Below are 18,185 nucleotides of genomic sequence, written 5' to 3'. Positions count from 1 at the left end.
GGGCCGTCGAGCCGGACTGCCGAGGGCGCCCCTCACGGAACGCGAACGGTCCCGGCGCCCTGTCGCGGGCACCGAAACCGACCGGAGGTCCTGGGGGTGTCAGAGCTGCGTGGGCTGGCGCTGGGTCAGGCCGTACTGCTTGGCGATGGCGTTCCAGAGGCCGGCCGCCTTGTTCTTCTCCGAGCTGGCGGTGCCGCTCGCCCGGTCGCCGGCCTGGCTCTGTCCGGTGCCCCGGGCGTGGCCCTTGCGGCAGCTCTTCCTGCCACCGTGGGCCACCTGGTCGGCCCAGGCCGCGTAGTGGTTGTCGGCGGCGGCGGAGGCCTGCCAGGCCTTGGTCAGGGCGTCGGTCAGCGCGGCGTTGTCCGGCAGCTTGTCCACGGACACCTTGCCGAGCCGGGTGACCAGGTCGGTGCGCTGCTTGGCGGCGGCGCGCAGGTCGGAGGCCGCCTGGCCGAGGTTGTCGCACTGCCGGACGTTCGCGACGGCCCGGATCACGGAGGCACGGCTGCCGCCGCTGTCGGCGAGCAGCTTGTCCAGCTCGGTCGCCTGCGCCTTGGCGGGGTCGGCGGCGGGCGCGGAACTCTCCTGGGTGGTGGGCGAGGAGGACGCGGCGACGGTCTTGCTGTCGTCGCCCTTGTCCCCGCCGCCACCGCTGAGCAGCGCGCCCGCGCCGATGCCGACGACGGCGATGCCGACACCGATGGCGGCGATCAACGGCACCCGCGAGCCGGTCCGCCCGCTGCCCCGGCGTCCGCCGTCGTAGCCCATGGAGTCCGTCGGCATGCCCTGGGACATCGGCACGCCCTGGGACGGCATGCCCTGGGACATCGGCACGCCCTGGGACGGCATGCCCTGGGACATCGGCACGCCCTGGGACGGCATGCCCTGGGACATCTGCATGCCTTGGGTCGGCATGCCTGGGGGCGTCGGCTGCGTGGGGCCGGCGTAGGCGTCCGGCTGGATGCGTGGCATCTGCTGCGTGGCGCCGGCCGGGCTGTCGTCGGCCGCGGGCCCGCTGCGGAAGAGGTTGTCGAACTCGGCGGGCGGCTGCCGGTCGCCGCCGGGCGCCCCGCCGGGGACCGGCGGGATGTACTGCGTGGCCTCCGCGTCCGGGTGGCCGGCCGTGGCGGGCGGCTGCTGCGCGCGGCCCAGGAACCGGGTCTCCTCCCCGGCCGCCTCGGGCGGCAGCGCGCCGGGCCCGACCGGCGGTATGTACTGCGTGGCGCCCTCGTCGGCGCCGCCCGCCGGGGCCGGCGGCAGGTACGGGGCCGCACCCTCGGGCGCGGCGCCCGGGACGGCCTGCGGGTACGCCGGCGGCTGCGTCCCGCCGGGGCCTGCGGGCACCGGCGGGATGTACTGGGTGGCGCCGTCGGCCTCCGGAGGCAGCGGGGCGCTCGGCGACCCGTACGCGTCCGGCAGGGCGGGCGGCAGGGGCGCCGCCGCGCCCGGACCACCGGGAAGCTCGTGTCCGGCGTACGGCTGCTGCCCGTACGGCTTCCCGTACGGCTCTCCGCCGCCGTACGGAGGCTGCCCGTCGGCGCCGCCGTATCCGGGCTGCCCGCCGGGGCCGCCGTATCCGGGCTGCCCGCCGGGGCCGTAGCCCGTCTGCGGGCCGTACGCGGAGGCCTGGCCGTCCTGACCGTATCCGGGGGCCTGGCCGTCCTGGCCGTACCCGGGGGCGGGTATCGCGTAGGGCTGGGCGTCGTACGACTGACCCTGGGCGCCCTCGGGGGGCAGCGGGCCGGGGCCGCCCGCGGCCGGGGCCTGCTCCGGGGTGTGCCACTGCTGGGCGGGGGCCGGGGACCAGCCCTGGCCCGCCTGCGGGGCCGGCTCCTGGCCGGGACCGGGGCCCCACGAGCCGCCCCACGCCTGGCCACCGGCCGGCGTGGCGGGCGCGGCGGGCGTGGGCACGTGGGTCATGCCCGGCAGCAGGGGCTCACCTCCGTCGGAGGGCAGCACGATGCCTTCGTGCGCGGGCTGCGCCGAGGGCTCCTCGCCCTGTCCACTCTGCGTCACCGGGACTCCTGCGATTGGGGGACCTTCGGAATCGTCGGCTCACGCTACCGGGTCCCCCGAGCAGGGTGCCACGCAGCTCAGGGCGCGATCTTCTGCCCTGTGACAGCGGTAACAAAACCACCCCTCCGCACGCTGTTAACGGCTCCGGCCGCACTTGTGGACACCGTTTTCCGTGCGTTCACGCGATCCCAGGGCCGATGTTCGTCGATGTTCGGCGATCTCCAAGCCCGCTCAAGCCCGTTCAAGCCTGCTCAAGCCGCCTGCTGGACGTCGAGACGGGCCTCGAACTCTCTGACCACGGCTTCGTCCCGGAACGGTTCCAGCCGCTGCTGGAGGTCCTCCAGATACTCCGCGCCCCGGTTGGAGCGCAGCGTCTCCAGCAGCTCGACCGCCTTCAGACCGGTGCCGCACGCCTGCTCGATCTCGCGCTGCTGCACCTGGGCCGTGGCGAGCAGCACATAGCCGATGGCGCGGCGCCGGGCCCGCGACTCGGGATGGCCGGCCAGCGACTGCTCGGCGTAGCGGGCCGCGGCCTCGGGCTGGCCCAGGTCGCGGTGGCAGTGCGCGAGTTCGTCGGCGAGGTAGGCCTCGTCGAAGTGCGCGATCCACGCCGGATCGTCCCCGGAGGCCGTGTCCGCCTGCTCCATCGCGGAGACCGCCCGCCCCACGGCCGACTGTGCCGCGCGGGCGTCACCGAGCAGCGCGTGCCCGCGGGCCTCGGCCGCGTGGAACATCGCCTCCGCGCGCGGGGTCACCCGCCCCCGCGCCCCCTCCTGCGCGGCCCGCGCCAGCTGGGCGATCTCGCGCGGGTTGCCGAGCTGCGCGGCCAGGTGGCTCATGGAGGCGGCCAGGACATAGCCGCCGTAGCCGCGTTCGCCGGCCGCCTGCGCGAGGCGCAGCGACTGGATGTAGTAGCGCTGGGCCAGCCCCGGCTGCCCGGTGTCGACCGCCATGTACCCGGCCAGCTCGGTCAGCCTGGCCACCGTCGCGAACAGATCACGGCCGACGGCCTCCCGGTACGACCCCGCGAGCAGCCCGGAGACCACGCTGTTGAGGTAGTGCACGACGACGGGGCGCACATGCCCGCTGCCGTACTGGTGGTCGAGGTCGGTGAGCGCCTGTGTCATGGACCGTACGGCCGCCACGTCGGACTGGCCCACGCGCGGGCCCGCCTGCCGGGCCACCTGGGCGTCCGGCGCCGAGATCAGCCAGTCCCGGCTGGGCTCGACCAGCGCGGAGGCGGCGACGGAGGAACCGGACAGGAAGTCCCGCCGCCCCACGTCGCTGCGCCACAGCTCGCAGACCTGCTCGATGGCCCCCAGTACCGTCGGCGAGAACTGGAGACCCACTCCCGAGGCGAGGTTCTTGCCGTTGGCCATGCCGATCTCGTCGATCGTGACCGTCCGGGCGAGCTTGCGCCCGAGCGCCTCCGCGATGATCGCCGGGGCCCGGCCGCGGGGCTGCTGGCCGCGCAGCCAGCGGGCCACGGACGTCTTGTCGTAGCGCAGGTCGAGACCGTGCTCGGCGCCGCACATGTTGACCCGCCGGGCCAGCCCGGCGTTGGAGCACCCCGCTTCCTGGATGAGTGCCTGCAGCCGTTCGTTCGGCTGCCTCGCCACGAGAGGCCTTGCGGCCATGTGCTACCCCCTGCGAACCCCTGGAGCGTGAAGAGCCGGCCGGAAAGGTTCCGGTCGGGAAGATCACTGCCCAGTTGACATACCGTCAATGCGTGACATGTGCGGTTTGCCGGGGTAAAGGCAGTTGCCACCCCTCCTCCTGGTTACCCTTCCCACGGCCCGGTTCCTCCCGCGCGCCCCCGGCCGTGCACCCGTGCGCCCCGACTGCCGGACCGATGCTCCTCCCCCGCGCATGTCGCGGCCGTAACTCGTGGTGGGTGCGGGAGTTGAGTGGGGCGTGGAAGAGACGATCACGGGTACCCAAGCCCCTCAGATTCCGAAGCAGCGTGGGGAATCGCTGCCGGAGACCGCCGTGCGCTACGCCGAGGAGCGGCACTGGGACGTGGTCCCGGGCACCTGGCTGGAAGCCGTCGACGGGGTGCAGCGCTGCTCGTGCGGCGATGTCTCCTGCCCCGCGCCGGGTGCGCATCCCGCACGCCCCGACTGGACGACGCAGGCGACGGGCAGCGCGACCGTCGCCCGCCGGATGTGGCAGAAGCAGCCGACGGCGTCGATCCTGCTGCCGACGGGGCGGACGTTCGACGCGCTGTCCGTCCCGGAGAGCGCGGGGTTCCTGGCGCTGGCCCGGATGGAGCGGATGGAGCTGACGCTGGGGCCGGTGATGCTCACGCCGGACCGGCGGATGCACTTCTTCGTGCTGCCGGGTGCCTCGCTGAAAGTTCCCGACCTGGTGCGGAAGCTGGGGTGGTCGCTCGCCTCGCTGGATCTCGAACCGCTCGGGGAGGGGAGTTTCGTGGCGGCGCCGCCGACGCGGTTCGGCTCGCGGGGCGCGGTGCAGTGGGCCTGCCGGCCGACGCACGCGAACCGCTGGCTGCCGGATGCGGAGGAGTTGATCTCGCCGCTCGCGTACGCGTGTTTCCGGGACCGGTAGCCCAGGCGTCCGCGAGGCCCGGCGCGTTGGTGGGTGCGGGTTCGATGAGGTCGCTCGCGCCCACGCGGCGGAGCCGCACATCGGAGCCGTACATCGGTACAGCCCCGTGCCCTTTTGGGGCGCTGTCGTCACCGTAGGGTGCATTCATGACCGAAGCTGCGGTGCGTGTGCGAGGGCTCTGGAAGCGGTTTGGGCAACAGGTCGCCGTCGGCGGGATCGATCTCGATCTGCCCGCCGGGAAGTTCATCGGGCTCGTCGGGCCCAACGGGGCCGGGAAGACCACCACGCTGTCCATGGTGACCGGGTTGCTGCGACCGGATCACGGGTCGGTCGAGATCGTCGGGCACGACGTGTGGCGGGACCCGGTGGCCGTGAAGGCGCGGATCGGGGTGCTGCCCGAGGGGCTGCGGCTGTTCGAGCGGCTGTCGGGGCGGGAGTTGCTCGGGTACGCGGGGCGGCTGCGGGGGCTGCCCGGGGCGGAGGTCGACAAGCGGGCCACCCAGCTGCTGGACGTGCTCGATCTCGCGGGGTCGCAGCACAAACTGGTGGTCGACTACTCGACCGGTATGCGCAAGAAGATCGGGCTCGCGGCGGCCGTCCTCCACAATCCCGACGTCCTCTTCCTGGACGAGCCGTTCGAGGGTGTCGACCCGGTGTCCACGCAGATCATCCGCGGGGTGCTGGAGCGCTACACCGCCTCCGGCGCCACGGTCGTGTTCTCCTCCCACGTCATGGAGCTGGTCGAGTCGCTGTGCGACTGGGTGGCCGTCATGGCCGCCGGACGCATCCGCGCCACGGGAACACTGACCGAGGTGCGCGCGGAGCATCCCACGCTGCAGGGGGCGTTCCTGGAACTGGTGGGCGCGAGCGGCCGGGACACCGCGTCCGATCTGGACTGGCTCGGCGGCAGGACCCCCCGATGACCGACCCGACCACGACCCCGGGCACCACCCTGGGCACGACCGCGGGCACGGCCCGGGGCACAGCTGCGGGCGCGACCTGGCCCGCCGGCGCGACGGCCGCGACCGCCACCGTCGTACGGCTGGGGCTGGGGCTGGTGGACGCGAGCGGCCGGGACACCGCGTCCGATCTGGACCGGCTCGACGACGGGACCCCCCGATGACCGACCCGACCACGACCCCGGGCACGACCCCGGGCACGGCCTCGGGCACGACCGGTACGACCGGGCCCGTCGGCGCGGCGGCGGCCCTGACCGCCACCGTCGTACGCCTGAAGCTGTCGCTGCTGCGGAACGGGATGCGGCAGTCGGCCGGCCGGCGGGCCGCGTTCGTCGCGTCGGCCGCCCTCGCGCTGGTCGTCGCCCTGCTGCAGCTGCTGGGCCTGATGGGGCTGCGCGGCCATGCGCACGCCGCGGACGTCGCCGTACCGGGTGCGGCCCTGCTGGCGCTCGGCTGGGCGCTGCTGCCGCTGTTCTTCCCGGGCGGCGACGAGACCCTCGACCCGACCCGCCTGGTGCTGCTCCCGCTGCGGCCCCGCCCCCTCGTCCGGGCCCTGCTCGCCGCCTCCCTCGTCGGGATCGGACCGCTGTTCACGCTGCTGGTGCTGACGGGCTGCGTGCTGGCGGTGGCGCACGGCGCGGCGGGGTACGGCGTCGCCGTCGTCGCCGTCGTCCTCGCGCTGCTGGTCTGCGTGGCGCTCGCACGGACCGTCGCCGCGGCCAACGTACGGCTGCTGACCAGCAGGAAGGGCCGCGATCTGGCCGTGCTGAGCGGCCTGGTGATCGCGATCGGGACCCAGCTGGTCAACTTCGGCGCGCGCCGGCTCGGGTCGGCCGGGCTCGGTCAGCTGCGGCCCGTGACGGACGTGCTGTCCTGGGTGCCGCCCGCCTCGGCGGTGGGCGCGGTCCACTCGGCGAGCGACGGGTCGTACGGCATCGCCCTCGCCCAGCTCGCCGTGTCCGCGGCCGGACTCGCCGCACTGATCGCCCTCTGGGCGCGGAGCCTGACCCGGCTGATGACCTCGCCCGACGGATCCACCCTCCAGGCCGCCGACGTCGCCACCCGTGACCGCTCCTCCACCGGGCTGGGACGGCTGCTGCCGGGCGGGCGCACGGGCCCGGTCATGGAACGCTCCCTGCGCTACATCTGGCGCGACCCGAAGACGAAGGCCGCGTGGGTGACCTCGCTGGCCATCGGGCTGATCGTGCCCGTGTTCAACGCGGTGCAGGGCACCGGTTCGATCTACTTCGCGTGCTTCGCCGCCGGCATGCTCGGGATCCAGATGTACAACCAGTTCGGGCAGGACACCTCCGCCTTCTGGATGGTGGCCCAGACGATCTCCTCGCCCCGGGACGCCTACGCCGAACTGCGCGGACGCGCGCTCGCCCTCCTCCTGATCACCCTGCCGTACGCCACCTTGGTGACCGTCCTGACGACCGCGCTCCTCGGCGACTGGCCCCGCCTGCCGGAGGTGCTCGGCCTCTCCCTCGCCCTGCTCGGCGCCATGCTGGCCACCGGCGCGTGGGCCTCGGCCCGCTTCCCCTACTCCATCCCCCAGGAGGGCCACAAGAACGTCGCCCCCGGCCAGGCCGGCCTCGCCTGGATCTCCATCTTCGGCGGAATGGTCGCCGCCGCCCTGCTCTGCTCCCCCGTCATCACCCTGCTGATCTGCCTGAAGGTGAGCAGCGACGGCGACGCCTGGACCTGGATCCTCCTGCCGACAGGCGCCGCCTACGGCACCACCATCACCTGGCTGGGCCTCCACCTGGCCGCCCCCCGCCTCACCACCCGCCTCCCCGAGATCCTGACAGCAGTGAGCAAGGGCTGACGACTCCGAGTGGGGGCTGATGAATTTACGCGAAGACCGACGGCGCCAATCCATCACGAGCCACTGCCACATACCTAGGGGCGCGGGGAACTGCGCGACAAACCACAACACACCCGCACCCGCCCGCGCACCGCAAACCCCGCACCCCAATAGGCGCCTCAATCCCCGAGCACACCTAGAAGAAACGGCTCCACAGCCAACCGCCAAGCCACCGGCCGGTCAAAGTGGACAAGGTGCCCCGCCTCCACCTCCGCATACTCCCCCCGCGGCAGCACCCGCACCATCTCCTGCGCCTCCGCCCTCCCCAACTCCCCGTCCAGCCCCCGCACGACCAGCGCCGGACACCGCACCTGCGCCAACTCCTCCCAGTGCGCGTCGTACACCCAGCTCTCCCGCGTCCGCAGCATCTGCTCCGGCTCGAACACGGGCCGCCACCCGTCCGCGGCCTCGTGCATGACCTCGGCGTAGAACTCCCCCCGGGAGGGATGGGGCCGCTCCACCCACGGATCGTCCTCGCCGAACCACTTGCGGACGTCCGCGAGCGTGGCGAAGGGGACGGGCCAGGAGCGGAACCACTCGGCCCACTCGCGCTGCGAGGTCGCGCCGAGCGCGGAGGCCCGCATGTCGGAGATGACCAGACCGCGGACGAGATCCGGCCGCTTCGCGGCGAGCTGCCAGGCGGTCAGGGCACCCATGGCGTGGCCGACGAGGACGACCGGCCCGAGACCGAGCTGCTCGACGGCGGCCTCGGCGTCCTCGACGTACGCCTCGCGGGTGTACGCGGCCCCTGGATCCTTCTCGCTCTGGCCGTGGCCGCGCTGGTCGAGCGCGACGGCGCGGTGCCGCTCGGCGAGCCAGCGGGCGGTGGACGCCCAGTGCGAGGCACGGCCCATCAGACCGTGGAGTAACAGCACACCCGGAGAGCCGGGCTCCGGATCCGTCTTGGGCGGGTCCGCCGTCTTGGGCGGGTCCGCGAACTCCCACGCGGCCAGGCGCACCCTGCCCGCTCCCGTCACGTCGATACGCCGTGCCATCGGCCTGGTACCCCCCAGCTCCGCCTGCCTCGCACCGGTGTACTGCGGTTGTACTGCGGTTCCCTACGCTTCTCGCGTGACAGAATATCGAATACCCATTCGAAAAGCCTGCCTTCGCGGACAACACCCCTCGTTCGAGTGACACCCCTCGGGGAATGATCGGCGCCGCCGAGGGGATCTTTTTTGCGGGAGGCGGACCACTCGGGGAAAAGCGGTCCGCAGGGGACGACCCTGGGAGCTCGGGGCTCCGGGTCGTACAGGGGAGGACAGGCCCCGGCGCCGCGAGGCGCCGGGGCCCTCACCCGTTCAGCGCTTGGCGACGAACACGTGCGAGGCGACGTCCGCCTCCAGCTCGGCCGCCTCGCCGCCGCTGCCCACCAGCACCCCGCCCGGCGACTCCGTCACGCTCACCACGGAACCGGGCTGCACGCCCGCGCGCCGCAGCGTGTACATCAGCTGCGCGTCCGTCTGGATCGGCTCACCGATACGGCGGACGACGACCGTCTTGCCGTCCGCACCCGCCTCCAGGTCGGCCAGCGAGACCATGCCCTCGTCCAGGAACGGGTCCGCCCCGTCCTTCTCGCCCAGCTCCTCCAGGCCCGGGATCGGGTTGCCGTACGGCGACTCGGTCGGGTGCCGCAGCAGCTCCAGGACCCTGCGCTCGACGGCCTCGCTCATCACGTGCTCCCAGCGGCACGCCTCCGCGTGGACCTGCTCCCACTCCAGGCCGATCACGTCGACCAGCAGACACTCCGCGAGACGGTGCTTGCGCATCACCCGCGTGGCCAGCCGGCGGCCCTCGTCGGTCAGCTCCAGGTGTCGGTCGCTCGCGACGGACACCAGGCCGTCACGCTCCATGCGCGCCACCGTCTGGCTCACGGTGGGCCCACTCTGGTCCAGCCGCTCCGCGATCCGGGCGCGCATGGGGACGACGCCTTCCTCTTCGAGTTCGAGGATGGTGCGGAGATACATCTCCGTGGTGTCGATCAGTCCGGACATACGTGCCCCTCGATTACCTCTGCCGGCAGCTCCGGCGCGTGCGCTGGCCCTGGTGTCAATTCTGCCGGATCCCACTGACAAGCGGGGGCCTCCGGCGCAACGGCGTGCAGGGTACCTCCGTAGGGGGTGCGCATCGTTGCCGGGTGCGGGTCCTTGATGGGCTGGTCGCGCAGTTCCCCGCGCCCCTGGGGAACCACGGCGCGGCCGGCTGAAACGTGTCCCTACTCAGCCGCGGGCAATCATGCCGCCGGGGCGACACGGACGGGCGCAGCGGCACCTCGCCAGCGCGAGCGAGCGAGAACCGCCCGCACACCCCCCCTCGGCCGTATTGACACCGCACTGGTTTAGACCGCACCGTGATCCGCGACACCGACGCCGCGAAGGGGCACCGCATGAGCGACGGCACGCCTGCCGACCTGTTCTTCGACGCCGCGATCAACCTGCTGCGGCGGGTCCGCGAGGAGGAGGCGGAGGCGATCGGCGCGGCCGGCACCCTGCTCGCCGACACCGTCGCGGCCAAGGGCCGGCTGTTCGCCTTCGGCGCCGGGCACTCCTCGCTGGCCGCCCAGGACGTCGTGTACCGGGCGGGCGGACTGGCGCTGATGAACCTGCTCGCCGTTCCCGGGGTGGTCGGCGTCGACGTCACCCCGGCGACCCTCGGCTCCGCCCTCGAACGCGTGGACGGACTCGCGAGCGCCGTCCTGGACACCTCGCCCCTGCGCGCCGGCGACGCCCTGGTGATCATCTCCCTGTCCGGCCGCAACGCCCTGCCCGTGGAGATGGCCCTCGGCGCACGCGCGCGCGGGGTGAAGGTCATCGGCGTGACCTCGGTGGCGTACGCCTCGCAGACGTCGTCACGGCACACCTCGGGCACCTTCCTGAAGGACCACTGCGACATCGTCCTGGACTCGAAGATCGCGGTCGGCGACGCCGAACTCACCCTCGACACCATCCCGGCGCCCTTCGCCCCCGCCTCCACGGTGGTCACCTCCGCCCTGATGCAGGCCGTCCTCGCCACGACGGCCGCCACACTCGCCGCCCGCGGCATCGAGCCCCCGCTGCTGCGCTCCGGCAACGTCGACGGCGGCCACGACTGGAACGCGCGGATCCTGGACGAGTACGGCGACCGGATCTTCTACCAGCGCTGACGCCCGCCCCCTCGGGCCCCTTCAGCTCCCTGGGCGTTCTCGCACCGCGTCCCCGAGGTCGAGGGCCGCCGCGATCCGCGCGGCCACGTCCTCGGCGTAGGCCGCGTCGGACCGCTCGAAACGACTGCGTCCTGACCCGCGCAGGAAGGTGACCACACCGAGCGTCCGGCCCCGGCTGCGCAGCACCGCGCACAGGGCGTGCACGGCGTCCTCGGGCCACTGCCGGGCCCGCGCCCACTCTCGCGCCCACTCCCGCGCCCGCTCGGCCGGCACCGGGCCCGCGTCGGCGCGCACGGTGCCCGTCCGCTCCACGCACTGCAACGCCGGGTGGCCGGGTTCGTAGCGCAGGGGCAGACCGGCCGCACCGGTGAGGAGGCTGGGGCCGGGCGCGGCGGCCGGTGTCGCGGCGCGCCGCACCAGCCGCACCGGAGTCGTGTCGTCGTCGTCCCCCGCGCGCGGGGCACCGGCGAGGCGGTCGAGCAGCACATGGTCGGCGAAACCGGCGAGGGCGAAGTCGAGGTGGACGGTGGCCGCCTCCGCCGGGTCCTCGCACTCGGCGGCGGCGCGGGCGGCGCGGTGCAGCTGGTTCGTGCGGAAGCGCAGCAAGGACGCCTCCTGCTCGCCGTGCTTGGTCTCGGTGACGTCCTGGAAGAGCCAGCCCACACCGAGCGGCACCGGCTCCTCGGTCAGCGGCGAGGCCAGCCGCAGGAACCCGCTGCGCCAGCAGCGCCGCTGCTCGCCCTCGGGCGTGCGCAGCGACACCCACATCTCGGCGGGCGCGGGCGGCGCGCCCTCGGCCAGCACATGGGTGAGCGCGCTCTCCAGATCCTCCACGCCCTGCGCGAGCAGCTCACCGAGCGGCCGTCCCAGCGCGGACGTACGGCCGATGCCCAGGGCGCGCGCCGCGTGCGCGTTGACGACGGCGGGCCGCAGATCGGCGTCCACGAGGACGACACCCCAGGACGCGTCCTCGAACAGCGCCTCGCTCAGCGCGATCGAACGCTCCAGGTCGATCTGCGCGTGCACCTCGCTGAAGGCGCAGTACAGACCGGCGGGCTTGCCGTCCGGACCGCGCACGGCGGCGGACTGGGTCCGCACCAGGACGCGTCCGCCGTCCTTGGTGAGCAGGGCGAACTCGTGCACCTGACGGCCGGGCGCGTGCATGGCCGCCATCAGCCGGGACTGCACCTCCTCGGCGTCGGCGCTGCGCACCGCCCACCCGGCGAGCCCGTGCCGCCCGACCGCCTCGGCCGCGCTCCAGCCCAGGATGCGTTCCGCCTCGCGGTTCCAGTGCGTGACGACACCGTCGGCGTCGAAGGCGCACAGGGCCGCGTCCATGCCGTCCAGCAGCGCGGCGAGCAGGTCGGACCCGCCGGACTCCTCCGGGCCACCGGAACCCTCAGGATCCCGCGGCCCGTCCGGCTCGTCCGGTCCCAGCTCGTCGGTGGTCCCACTCCGCCGCGAAGCACTCACCTGGACCCCCTGCAGGCTGCGTCGGCGCACGTACGGCGCTCATTTCGCTCACTGGCCTTCATTCAACTGGAACGTGACACAGCCCACATCATGTTCCCGCAATATTGAAGGAATCATTCTCGGTCACTTCGGGAAGCGGGCTCAACCGCAGGTCCGCCCACTCGTCGCTCTCCCCGTCCAGCACATACCGCTCGACCTCGACGAACCCCCTCCGCCCGGCGAACCGCAGCCCGTCCTCGTTCACCGCCAGCACACACGTCTCGACCGCCTTCGCCCCCAGCACGCGCGCGTGGGCGATCCCGTTCTCGTACAGCGCCGCACCGAACCCCCGTCCCCGGTACGCGGGCAGCACCCGCGCGATGACGGTCACGCCCCCGCCCTCCCCCTCCGGCGGCCGCACCGTGGAGCACCCGACCAGCTCGTCCCCGAGATACGCGTTCTCCAGCCGGAACCGCCCCACCCTCTCCCGCGCCCCCTCCACGGACATGGCCGCCGCCGGCACGACCACGTTGTGCACGTACCGCCACTGCTCGAGCATGGCATCGCCGTCCACCAGCTCGATCCGAAGATCAGTCATGGGCGGCAACGTAGGGAAACGGGCGGCGGGGCGTCCACCGTTTCCAAGACCGTTCCAGGTCGGCCGCCGCGCCTCGAAAAAAGCGGTTGAACCGTTCCCCGGGGCTTCCTAGGGTGTGGGTTACACAAGAAGGGAGGTGGTTCGGCAGATGTATGAATACCGGACGCGTGAGGTGGCTGCGGGCTAGCGGCTCGTCACCACACCGAGTGCGGTGCCGGACCGGCACGTGACAGATGCGTGCAGCCGGCCCAATCCCAAGCAGTCACCCGACCCGTGAGCTCGCCGGTACGTCCGGCCGGCCCTGACCGTCGTAAGGCGGAGGACCCGAGCTCGCGGGTCGTCTGCGTTTACGGCACTGTGGTCAGGGGCTGAGGCGTTCGACCGTCCAGGTGCCGTCCGGTCGGGCGGTGTAGCGGAGGCGGTCGTGGAGGCGGTTCTCGCGGCCCTGCCAGAACTCGATGGTCTCGGGGGCGATGCGGTAGCCGCCCCAGTGCGGCGGGACGGGGATGTCCTCGTCCTCGGGGTAGCGGGCGGCGAGGCCGGCGTAGGTGGACTCGAGTTCGTCGCGGGAGCCGATCACCGAGGACTGGGCGCTGGCCCAGGCGCCCAGGCGGGAGCCGTGCGGGCGGGTGCGGAAGTAGGCGGCGGTCTCGTCGCGGCCGGTGCGGCGGGCGATGCCGGTGACGACGACCTGGCGGGCGATGGGGTGCCAGGGGAAGAGCAGGGAGACGTACGGGTTCTCCGCCAGTTCACGGGCCTTGCGGGAGTCGTAGTTGGTGTAGAAGACGAAGCCTTCGGTGTCGTACTGCTTCATGAGGACCGTGCGGGAGCTGGGGCGGCCGTGGGCGTCCGCGGTGGAGACGACCATGGCGTTGGGCTCGTAGATCGTGCCGTGCAGGGCGGCCCGCGCGGCGTCCTCGAACCAGCGGGCGAACTGGTCCATGGGGTGCGTGGCGAGGTTCTGCTCTTCGAGTCCCTGGGCCCGGTACTGCTTGCGCATGGCCGCGGGATCGGCGGCGGGGTCGAGGACGGGTTCGCTGTCGGTCGTCACGCGGTCATCCTGCCGTATCGAACGGGAGTGGCACTCAGTGTCGCGTGGTCTCCCCAACGGTGGCACTCGGGGTTATCGTGCAGATCCCCCCGCGGTTTGGGTGACCACCGGAGGATCGGGGCATCACCGGTGTGACCGCCGCCGAATCATGAGGAGCCGCCTGATGTCCGATTTCGTACCCGGGCTCGAGGGAGTGATCGCGTTCGAGACGGAGATCGCCGAACCGGACAAGGAGGGCGGCGCCCTGCGGTACCGGGGCGTCGACATCGAGGACCTGGTCGGTCACGTCTCGTTCGGGAACGTGTGGGGGCTGCTGGTCGACGGCGCCTTCAATCCCGGTCTGCCGCCGGCCGAGCCGTTCCCGATCCCCGTCCACTCGGGTGACATCCGTGTCGACGTGCAGTCGGCGCTCGCGATGCTGGCCCCCGTGTGGGGACTGCGCCCGCTGCTCGACATCGACGAGGCGCGGGCCCGTGAGGATCTCGCCCGCGCGGCCGTCATGGCGCTGTCGTACGTCGCCCAGTCCGCGCGCGGGCAGGGGCTGCCGATGGTGCCGCAGCGGGAGATCGACAAGGCGCAGTCGGTCGTCGAGCGGTTCATGATCCGGTGGCGGGGTGAGCCGGACCCGAAGCATGTCGCCGCTGTGGACGCCTACTGGACGTCGGCGGCCGAGCACGGGATGAACGCGTCGACGTTCACCGCGCGGGTGATCGCCTCCACGGGCGCGGATGTCGCCGCCGCGCTGTCGGGGGCCGTGGGCGCCATGTCGGGGCCGCTGCACGGTGGTGCGCCCTCCCGGGTGCTCGGGATGATCGAGGAGATCGAGCGGACCGGGGACGCGGAGGCGTACGTCAAGAAGGCTCTGGACCGCGGTGAGCGGCTGATGGGCTTCGGGCACCGGGTGTACCGGGCCGAGGACCCCCGCGCGCGCGTGCTGCGCCGTACCGCCCGTGAGCTGGGCGCTCCGCGCTTCGAGATCGCGGAGGCGCTGGAGAAGGCGGCGCTGGAGGAGTTGCACAGCCGGCGGCCGGATCGGGTGCTGGCGACCAACGTCGAGTTCTGGGCCGCCATCATGCTGGACTTCGCGGAGGTGCCGGCGCACATGTTCACGTCGATGTTCACGTGTGCGCGGACCGCGGGGTGGTCGGCGCACATTCTGGAGCAGAAGCGGACGGGACGGCTTGTGCGGCCTTCCGCTCGGTATGTGGGGCCCGGTCCGCGTGATCCGCAGGATGTGGTGGGGTTCGGGGACATCGCCCACTGAGGGATCATCTCCCGCTGAGCGGACATCTCCCGCTGAAGGAGTTGGCTCGGGGGCGCGGGCGACTGCGGGGCCGTTGTGGCTTGTCGCGCAGTTCCCCGCGCCCCTGGAAAACCGCGGCCCTTCGGGCCCGCTTTTTCATGCAGGGGTCAGCAGGCTCGCGTGATGGCGTTCCGCCACCAGGGGGTGGGCCCTGAGCTTGCCCTTCAGTTCGTTGTAGCCGTATTCGGCGAACAGGGGGTTGGAGGGGTCCGTCGTGATGCCGGGGGCCTGCGTCGCGTGCGGGAAGGGGAGCGGGGAGATCCTGGCGTCCAGGCGGGGGTTGTAGAAGAACGGGACGGAGAAGCGTTCCGTCGCTCCGGGCGGGCTGACCACGCGGTGGTTGGTGGCGAGGAGGTAGCCGTTGGTGGCGACTTCCAGCAGTTCGCCGAGGTTGACGACGAAGGCTCCGTCCAGTGGGGGCACGTCGTGGAAGCGGCCGTCCTCGCGGTGGACCTGGAGGCCGCCGACAGTGTCCTGGAGGAGCAGGGTCAGGAAGCCGTAGTCCTTGTGGGCGCCGACGCCCTGGTCGGTGCCGTCGCCCGCGCTGCCGGGGTAGCGGACCAGCTTGAGGTGCGGGTGGGCGTGGGCGCCGAAGATCGGGTCGTAGAAGCCGGCGGGGGCGCCGATGGCCGTCAGGAGTTCACGCAGGAGGCGCTCGGCGACGCCGCTGAGCCTGTCGATCCAGGCGAGGGCGGCGGTGCGCAGCTCGGGGAGGGCGGCGGGCCACTGATTGGGGCCCTCCAGCCACCAGTACGGCGGCTCGTGCGGGCCGGGGACGCGGGCGGGGCGTTCGGCGCCTATGTCGAGCTGGTCGCGCCAGTCGCGGGCGCCGGCGGTGCGTTCGTCGCCGGTGCGCGTGTAGCCGCGGAAGTGCGGGGAGTTGACGTTGTCGAGGGCCAGCCGGTCGGCCTCGGGCAGCCGGAAGAAGGCGTGCATGGCCGTGAGCAGGGCGTCGGTCTCGGCCCGGGTCACGCCGTGTCCGACGAGTTGGAAGAAGCCGACGTCGTGGGCGGCGCTGTGCAGTTGGGCGTGGAGCAACGCCCGTGCCTGGGGGCCGCGGTCGACGGCGGACAGGTCGATGATCGGGAGCTGGGCGTACGACGGGGTCGTCGTGGTGTGCGTGGTGTGCGTCGTCATGGATGCGTCCACAGGGTGTGTGGGCCACGGGCGGGCCGCCGGGGGTGGGGGCGGCGCCCGGAATGCCGCGGAAAGGTGGGAAAAAAGAGGCTGCTGTGAGCCGAAGTGAAGGGGGTGCCTCAGGCCCGGGAAGCGGGCTGGGCTGGTTCAGGCCCGCGAAGGGGGCTGGCTTCAGGCTGAGCGGCGACAGCCCATGCTCGTGACGCGCACGTAGTCCACGTGGCGGCGGCGAACGAGCAGCAGAAGCATGGGCACAGGGTACTGCGGGACGCCGCGTACGGATGTGGCCCCGCTCACACAGCAGGTGCCGCTCACATAGCGGGTGCCGCTCACATAGCGGGTGCCACTCACACAGCAGGTGCCGCCTACACAGCAGGTGCAGCTCACACGGCAGGTGCCGCTCACATAGCGGGTGCCACTCACACAGCAGGTGCCGCTCACATAGCGGGTGCCGCTCACATAGCGGGTGACGCTCAGGCCAGCGCCGCGTCCAGCAGGGCGGCCCACTGGGTGACGACGCGCGCGCGGCGGGCGGTGTCGTCGGTGAGGAGGTTGGCGAGGCCGAGGCCGCGGGCCATGTCGAGGAAGCCCTGGACGGTCTCGCGGACGCCGGGCCGGGACTCGTCGGCGCCGAGGAGGTCGACGGCGATGCGGTGGGTCTCGCGGCCGACGCGGGCTTCCAACTCGGTGACCCGGCCGCGCAGCTGGTCCTCGTTGGAGGCGGCGACCCACAGCTGGAGGGCGGCCCGGAAGAGCGGGCCGGTGTAGAGGTCGACGAGGGCGGCGACGACGGCGCGGCGGTCGGCGGCGCCGTCCGGGAACAGCTCCCGCAGCGCGCTGGAGCGCTGTTCGGCGACGTACTCGACGGCGGCGGTGAAGAGGTCCTCGCGGGTGGGGAAGTGGTGCTGGGCCGCGCCCCGGGAGACGCCGGCGCGCTCGGCGACGACGGCGACCGTGGAGCCCGCCCAGCCGCGTTCGGCGAGGCAGGCCACGGCGGCTTCCAGGAGCCGCTGCCGGGTGGCCCGGCTGCGGTCCTGCTTGGGGACGCGATCGGGGACCCGGTCGCGGTCCGCCGTCGTCCTCACACCACCCATGCCGCATCCCGTCTTTCCAGGAAGGCCGTCATCCCCTCCCGGGCCTGGGCGGAGGAGAACAGCCGGGCCGAGAGTGCGGTCAGCTGGGCCGCGTCCCGGTCGAACGTCTCCAGCACCTTAGCCGTGAGCAGTCGTTTCGTCTCGGTCAGGGCCTCGGGGGAGGAGCGGCGCAGGCCGTCGAGGACGGGGGCGAGGGTCTCGTCCACGTCGTCGCCGGTGGCGGTGAGCAGGCCCAGGCGTACGGCCTCGGCGGCCTCGAAGCGTTCGCCGGTGAGGTAGTAGCGGGCGAGCGCGCGGGGGTCGGTGCGCGGGAGGACCGTCAGGGAGATGATCGCGGGGGCGGCGCCGATGCGGACCTCGGTGAAGGCGAAGGTGGCCGCGGCGGAGGCGGCGGCGAGGTCGCAGGCGGCGAGAAGGCCGAGGCCGCCGGCCCGGACGTGTCCGGTGACCCGGGCGACGACGGGCTTGGGAAGCTCGACGATCTGCCGCAGTACGCCCACGAGGGCGCCGGGGTCGGGCGGGTCGCGCAGGTCGGCGCCGGCGCAGAAGGTGGTGCCGGTGTGGGTGAGGACGACGGCCCGCGTCCGCGGGTCCTTCGCGCAGTCGGTGAGGGCCTCGGCAAGGTCCGCGACGAGGGCCGCGGAGAGTGCGTTGCGGGTGCCGACGGCGTCCAGGCTGAGGGTTTCGACGCCACGCGTGCGCGTGCGTCCGATCAGTGCGCTCACGGGTGCTCCCTGAGTTCGCGGCGCGGGATCTTCCCGGAGGCCGCGCGCGGGACGGCTTCGTGGATGGGGAGTCCTACGGGCGGAACGTCTGCGTACGCGCTGCGGAACACGGTTCCTCCAAGCGGCTGCCGATGGTGTCCTGTTGCCGGTGGCGTGTCCTGGTAGGACGGTGGCGGGTCCTAGACGAGTCATTCCGATGTGATCAGTGGTCGTAGGCGATCAGGGACCGCATGACCGGCTGCCCAGTCTTGTGGTTGTGCCAGATCGCCGCGG

General features: G+C 72.8%; 16 protein-coding genes. 6 read left to right on the top strand and 10 right to left on the bottom strand.

Translation table 11 applies throughout. From position 1 onward, the window contains the following. Positions 1–99 precede the first annotated feature (99 nt). Both ACGFYV_RS35655 and ACGFYV_RS35650 read right to left on the bottom strand, forming a co-directional pair. Positions 100–2,016, bottom strand: coding sequence for a hypothetical protein (locus tag ACGFYV_RS35655; protein WP_393882699.1), 1,917 nt, complete (start codon positions 2,014–2,016; stop codon positions 100–102). Between the two features lie 251 nt (positions 2,017–2,267). Then, on the bottom strand, positions 2,268–3,653 hold the full coding sequence (locus ACGFYV_RS35650) for a transcriptional regulator (protein ID WP_393882698.1): 1,386 nt from the start codon (positions 3,651–3,653) through the stop codon (positions 2,268–2,270). Between the two features lie 277 nt (positions 3,654–3,930). On the opposite strand from ACGFYV_RS35650, the gene ACGFYV_RS35645 reads away from it, so the two are divergent. The 4 genes from ACGFYV_RS35645 to ACGFYV_RS35630 all read left to right on the top strand — a co-directional run bounded on the left by ACGFYV_RS35645 (position 3,931) and on the right by ACGFYV_RS35630 (position 7,371). After that, complete coding sequence (locus ACGFYV_RS35645) at positions 3,931–4,584, top strand: bifunctional DNA primase/polymerase (protein WP_393882697.1); 654 nt, start codon at positions 3,931–3,933, stop codon at positions 4,582–4,584. Between the two features lie 146 nt (positions 4,585–4,730). Continuing rightward, positions 4,731–5,507 carry an ABC transporter ATP-binding protein gene (locus ACGFYV_RS35640; RefSeq protein WP_393882696.1) on the top strand — a complete coding sequence of 259 codons (777 nt, stop codon included), beginning with the start codon at positions 4,731–4,733 and terminating at the stop codon, positions 5,505–5,507. Continuing rightward, positions 5,504–5,707, top strand: a complete 204-nt coding sequence (locus ACGFYV_RS35635) for a hypothetical protein (RefSeq protein ID WP_393882695.1) — start codon at positions 5,504–5,506, stop codon at positions 5,705–5,707. Before ACGFYV_RS35640 ends, ACGFYV_RS35635 begins: the two co-directional genes overlap by 4 nt. Next, positions 5,704–7,371: a transporter gene (locus ACGFYV_RS35630; RefSeq protein ID WP_393882694.1), complete on the top strand. Its 1,668-nt coding sequence runs from the start codon at positions 5,704–5,706 to the stop codon at positions 7,369–7,371. Before ACGFYV_RS35635 ends, ACGFYV_RS35630 begins: the two co-directional genes overlap by 4 nt. Positions 7,372–7,529: 158 nt before the next feature. Here ACGFYV_RS35630 and ACGFYV_RS35625 read toward each other — a convergent pair whose 3' ends face one another. Continuing rightward, the gene (locus ACGFYV_RS35625; protein ID WP_393882693.1) at positions 7,530–8,405 is read right to left on the bottom strand and encodes an alpha/beta fold hydrolase; all 876 of its coding nucleotides are present in this window, start codon (positions 8,403–8,405) and stop codon (positions 7,530–7,532) included. A 306-nt stretch (positions 8,406–8,711) separates the two neighbouring features. Continuing rightward, a complete protein-coding gene (locus tag ACGFYV_RS35620; protein WP_393882692.1) occupies positions 8,712–9,404 on the bottom strand; it encodes a metal-dependent transcriptional regulator in 693 nt (230 codons plus the stop codon). A 392-nt stretch (positions 9,405–9,796) separates the two neighbouring features. On the opposite strand from ACGFYV_RS35620, the gene ACGFYV_RS35615 reads away from it, so the two are divergent. Next, on the top strand, positions 9,797–10,552 hold the full coding sequence (locus ACGFYV_RS35615; protein WP_393882691.1) for an SIS domain-containing protein: 756 nt from the start codon (positions 9,797–9,799) through the stop codon (positions 10,550–10,552). Between the two features lie 21 nt (positions 10,553–10,573). On the opposite strand, the gene ACGFYV_RS35610 is transcribed toward ACGFYV_RS35615, so the two are convergent. From ACGFYV_RS35610 to pdxH, 3 genes are all read right to left on the bottom strand, one after another. Next, positions 10,574–12,025, bottom strand: coding sequence for a PAS domain-containing protein (locus tag ACGFYV_RS35610; protein WP_393882690.1), 1,452 nt, complete (start codon positions 12,023–12,025; stop codon positions 10,574–10,576). Between the two features lie 88 nt (positions 12,026–12,113). Beyond that, complete coding sequence (locus ACGFYV_RS35605; protein ID WP_393882689.1) at positions 12,114–12,602, bottom strand: GNAT family N-acetyltransferase; 489 nt, start codon at positions 12,600–12,602, stop codon at positions 12,114–12,116. Positions 12,603–12,963: 361 nt separating this feature from the next. Further along, the gene (gene pdxH, locus ACGFYV_RS35600) at positions 12,964–13,602 is read right to left on the bottom strand and encodes a pyridoxamine 5'-phosphate oxidase (RefSeq protein ID WP_393882713.1); all 639 of its coding nucleotides are present in this window, start codon (positions 13,600–13,602) and stop codon (positions 12,964–12,966) included. 214 nt (positions 13,603–13,816) lie between these two features. Here pdxH and ACGFYV_RS35595 point away from each other — a divergent pair, with 214 nt between their 5' ends. Continuing rightward, the gene (locus ACGFYV_RS35595; RefSeq protein ID WP_393882688.1) at positions 13,817–14,917 is read left to right on the top strand and encodes a citrate synthase 2; all 1,101 of its coding nucleotides are present in this window, start codon (positions 13,817–13,819) and stop codon (positions 14,915–14,917) included. Between the two features lie 135 nt (positions 14,918–15,052). Here the strand turns inward: ACGFYV_RS35595 and ACGFYV_RS35590 are convergent, their stop codons facing one another. From ACGFYV_RS35590 to ACGFYV_RS35580, 3 genes are all read right to left on the bottom strand, one after another. Then, entirely contained in the window at positions 15,053–16,093 is a 1,041-nt protein-coding gene (locus ACGFYV_RS35590; RefSeq protein ID WP_393882687.1) for an isopenicillin N synthase family dioxygenase, read from the bottom strand. 473 nt (positions 16,094–16,566) lie between these two features. Next, positions 16,567–17,187: a TetR/AcrR family transcriptional regulator gene (locus ACGFYV_RS35585; protein WP_393882686.1), complete on the bottom strand. Its 621-nt coding sequence runs from the start codon at positions 17,185–17,187 to the stop codon at positions 16,567–16,569. Beyond that, entirely contained in the window at positions 17,175–17,912 is a 738-nt protein-coding gene (locus ACGFYV_RS35580; protein ID WP_393882685.1) for an enoyl-CoA hydratase family protein, read from the bottom strand. The genes ACGFYV_RS35585 and ACGFYV_RS35580 overlap by 13 nt, the downstream gene beginning before the upstream one ends. Positions 17,913–18,185 lie beyond the last annotated feature (273 nt).

The organism is Streptomyces sp. NPDC048297 (assembly GCF_043201585.1).
Taxonomy (GTDB): Bacteria; Actinomycetota; Actinomycetes; order Streptomycetales; family Streptomycetaceae; genus Streptomyces.
This window is presented reverse-complemented; position numbering and strand designations above follow the sequence as displayed.

Excerpts from the sequence above, each read along its gene's own strand:
- ACGFYV_RS35650 (WP_393882698.1), bottom strand. The coding sequence starts at position 3,653 with ATGGCCGCAAGGCCTCTCGTGGCGAGGCAGCCGAACGAACGGCTGCAG.
- ACGFYV_RS35640 (WP_393882696.1), top strand. The coding sequence starts at position 4,731 with ATGACCGAAGCTGCGGTGCGTGTGCGAGGGCTCTGGAAGCGGTTTGGG.
- ACGFYV_RS35635 (WP_393882695.1), top strand. The coding sequence starts at position 5,504 with ATGACCGACCCGACCACGACCCCGGGCACCACCCTGGGCACGACCGCG.
- ACGFYV_RS35630 (WP_393882694.1), top strand. The coding sequence starts at position 5,704 with ATGACCGACCCGACCACGACCCCGGGCACGACCCCGGGCACGGCCTCG.
- ACGFYV_RS35625 (WP_393882693.1), bottom strand. The coding sequence starts at position 8,405 with ATGGCACGGCGTATCGACGTGACGGGAGCGGGCAGGGTGCGCCTGGCC.
- ACGFYV_RS35620 (WP_393882692.1), bottom strand. The coding sequence starts at position 9,404 with ATGTCCGGACTGATCGACACCACGGAGATGTATCTCCGCACCATCCTC.
- ACGFYV_RS35615 (WP_393882691.1), top strand. The coding sequence starts at position 9,797 with ATGAGCGACGGCACGCCTGCCGACCTGTTCTTCGACGCCGCGATCAAC.
- ACGFYV_RS35605 (WP_393882689.1), bottom strand. The coding sequence starts at position 12,602 with ATGACTGATCTTCGGATCGAGCTGGTGGACGGCGATGCCATGCTCGAG.
- pdxH (WP_393882713.1), bottom strand. The coding sequence starts at position 13,602 with ATGCGCAAGCAGTACCGGGCCCAGGGACTCGAAGAGCAGAACCTCGCC.
- ACGFYV_RS35595 (WP_393882688.1), top strand. The coding sequence starts at position 13,817 with ATGTCCGATTTCGTACCCGGGCTCGAGGGAGTGATCGCGTTCGAGACG.
- ACGFYV_RS35590 (WP_393882687.1), bottom strand. The coding sequence starts at position 16,093 with ATGACGACGCACACCACGCACACCACGACGACCCCGTCGTACGCCCAG.
- ACGFYV_RS35585 (WP_393882686.1), bottom strand. The coding sequence starts at position 17,187 with ATGGGTGGTGTGAGGACGACGGCGGACCGCGACCGGGTCCCCGATCGC.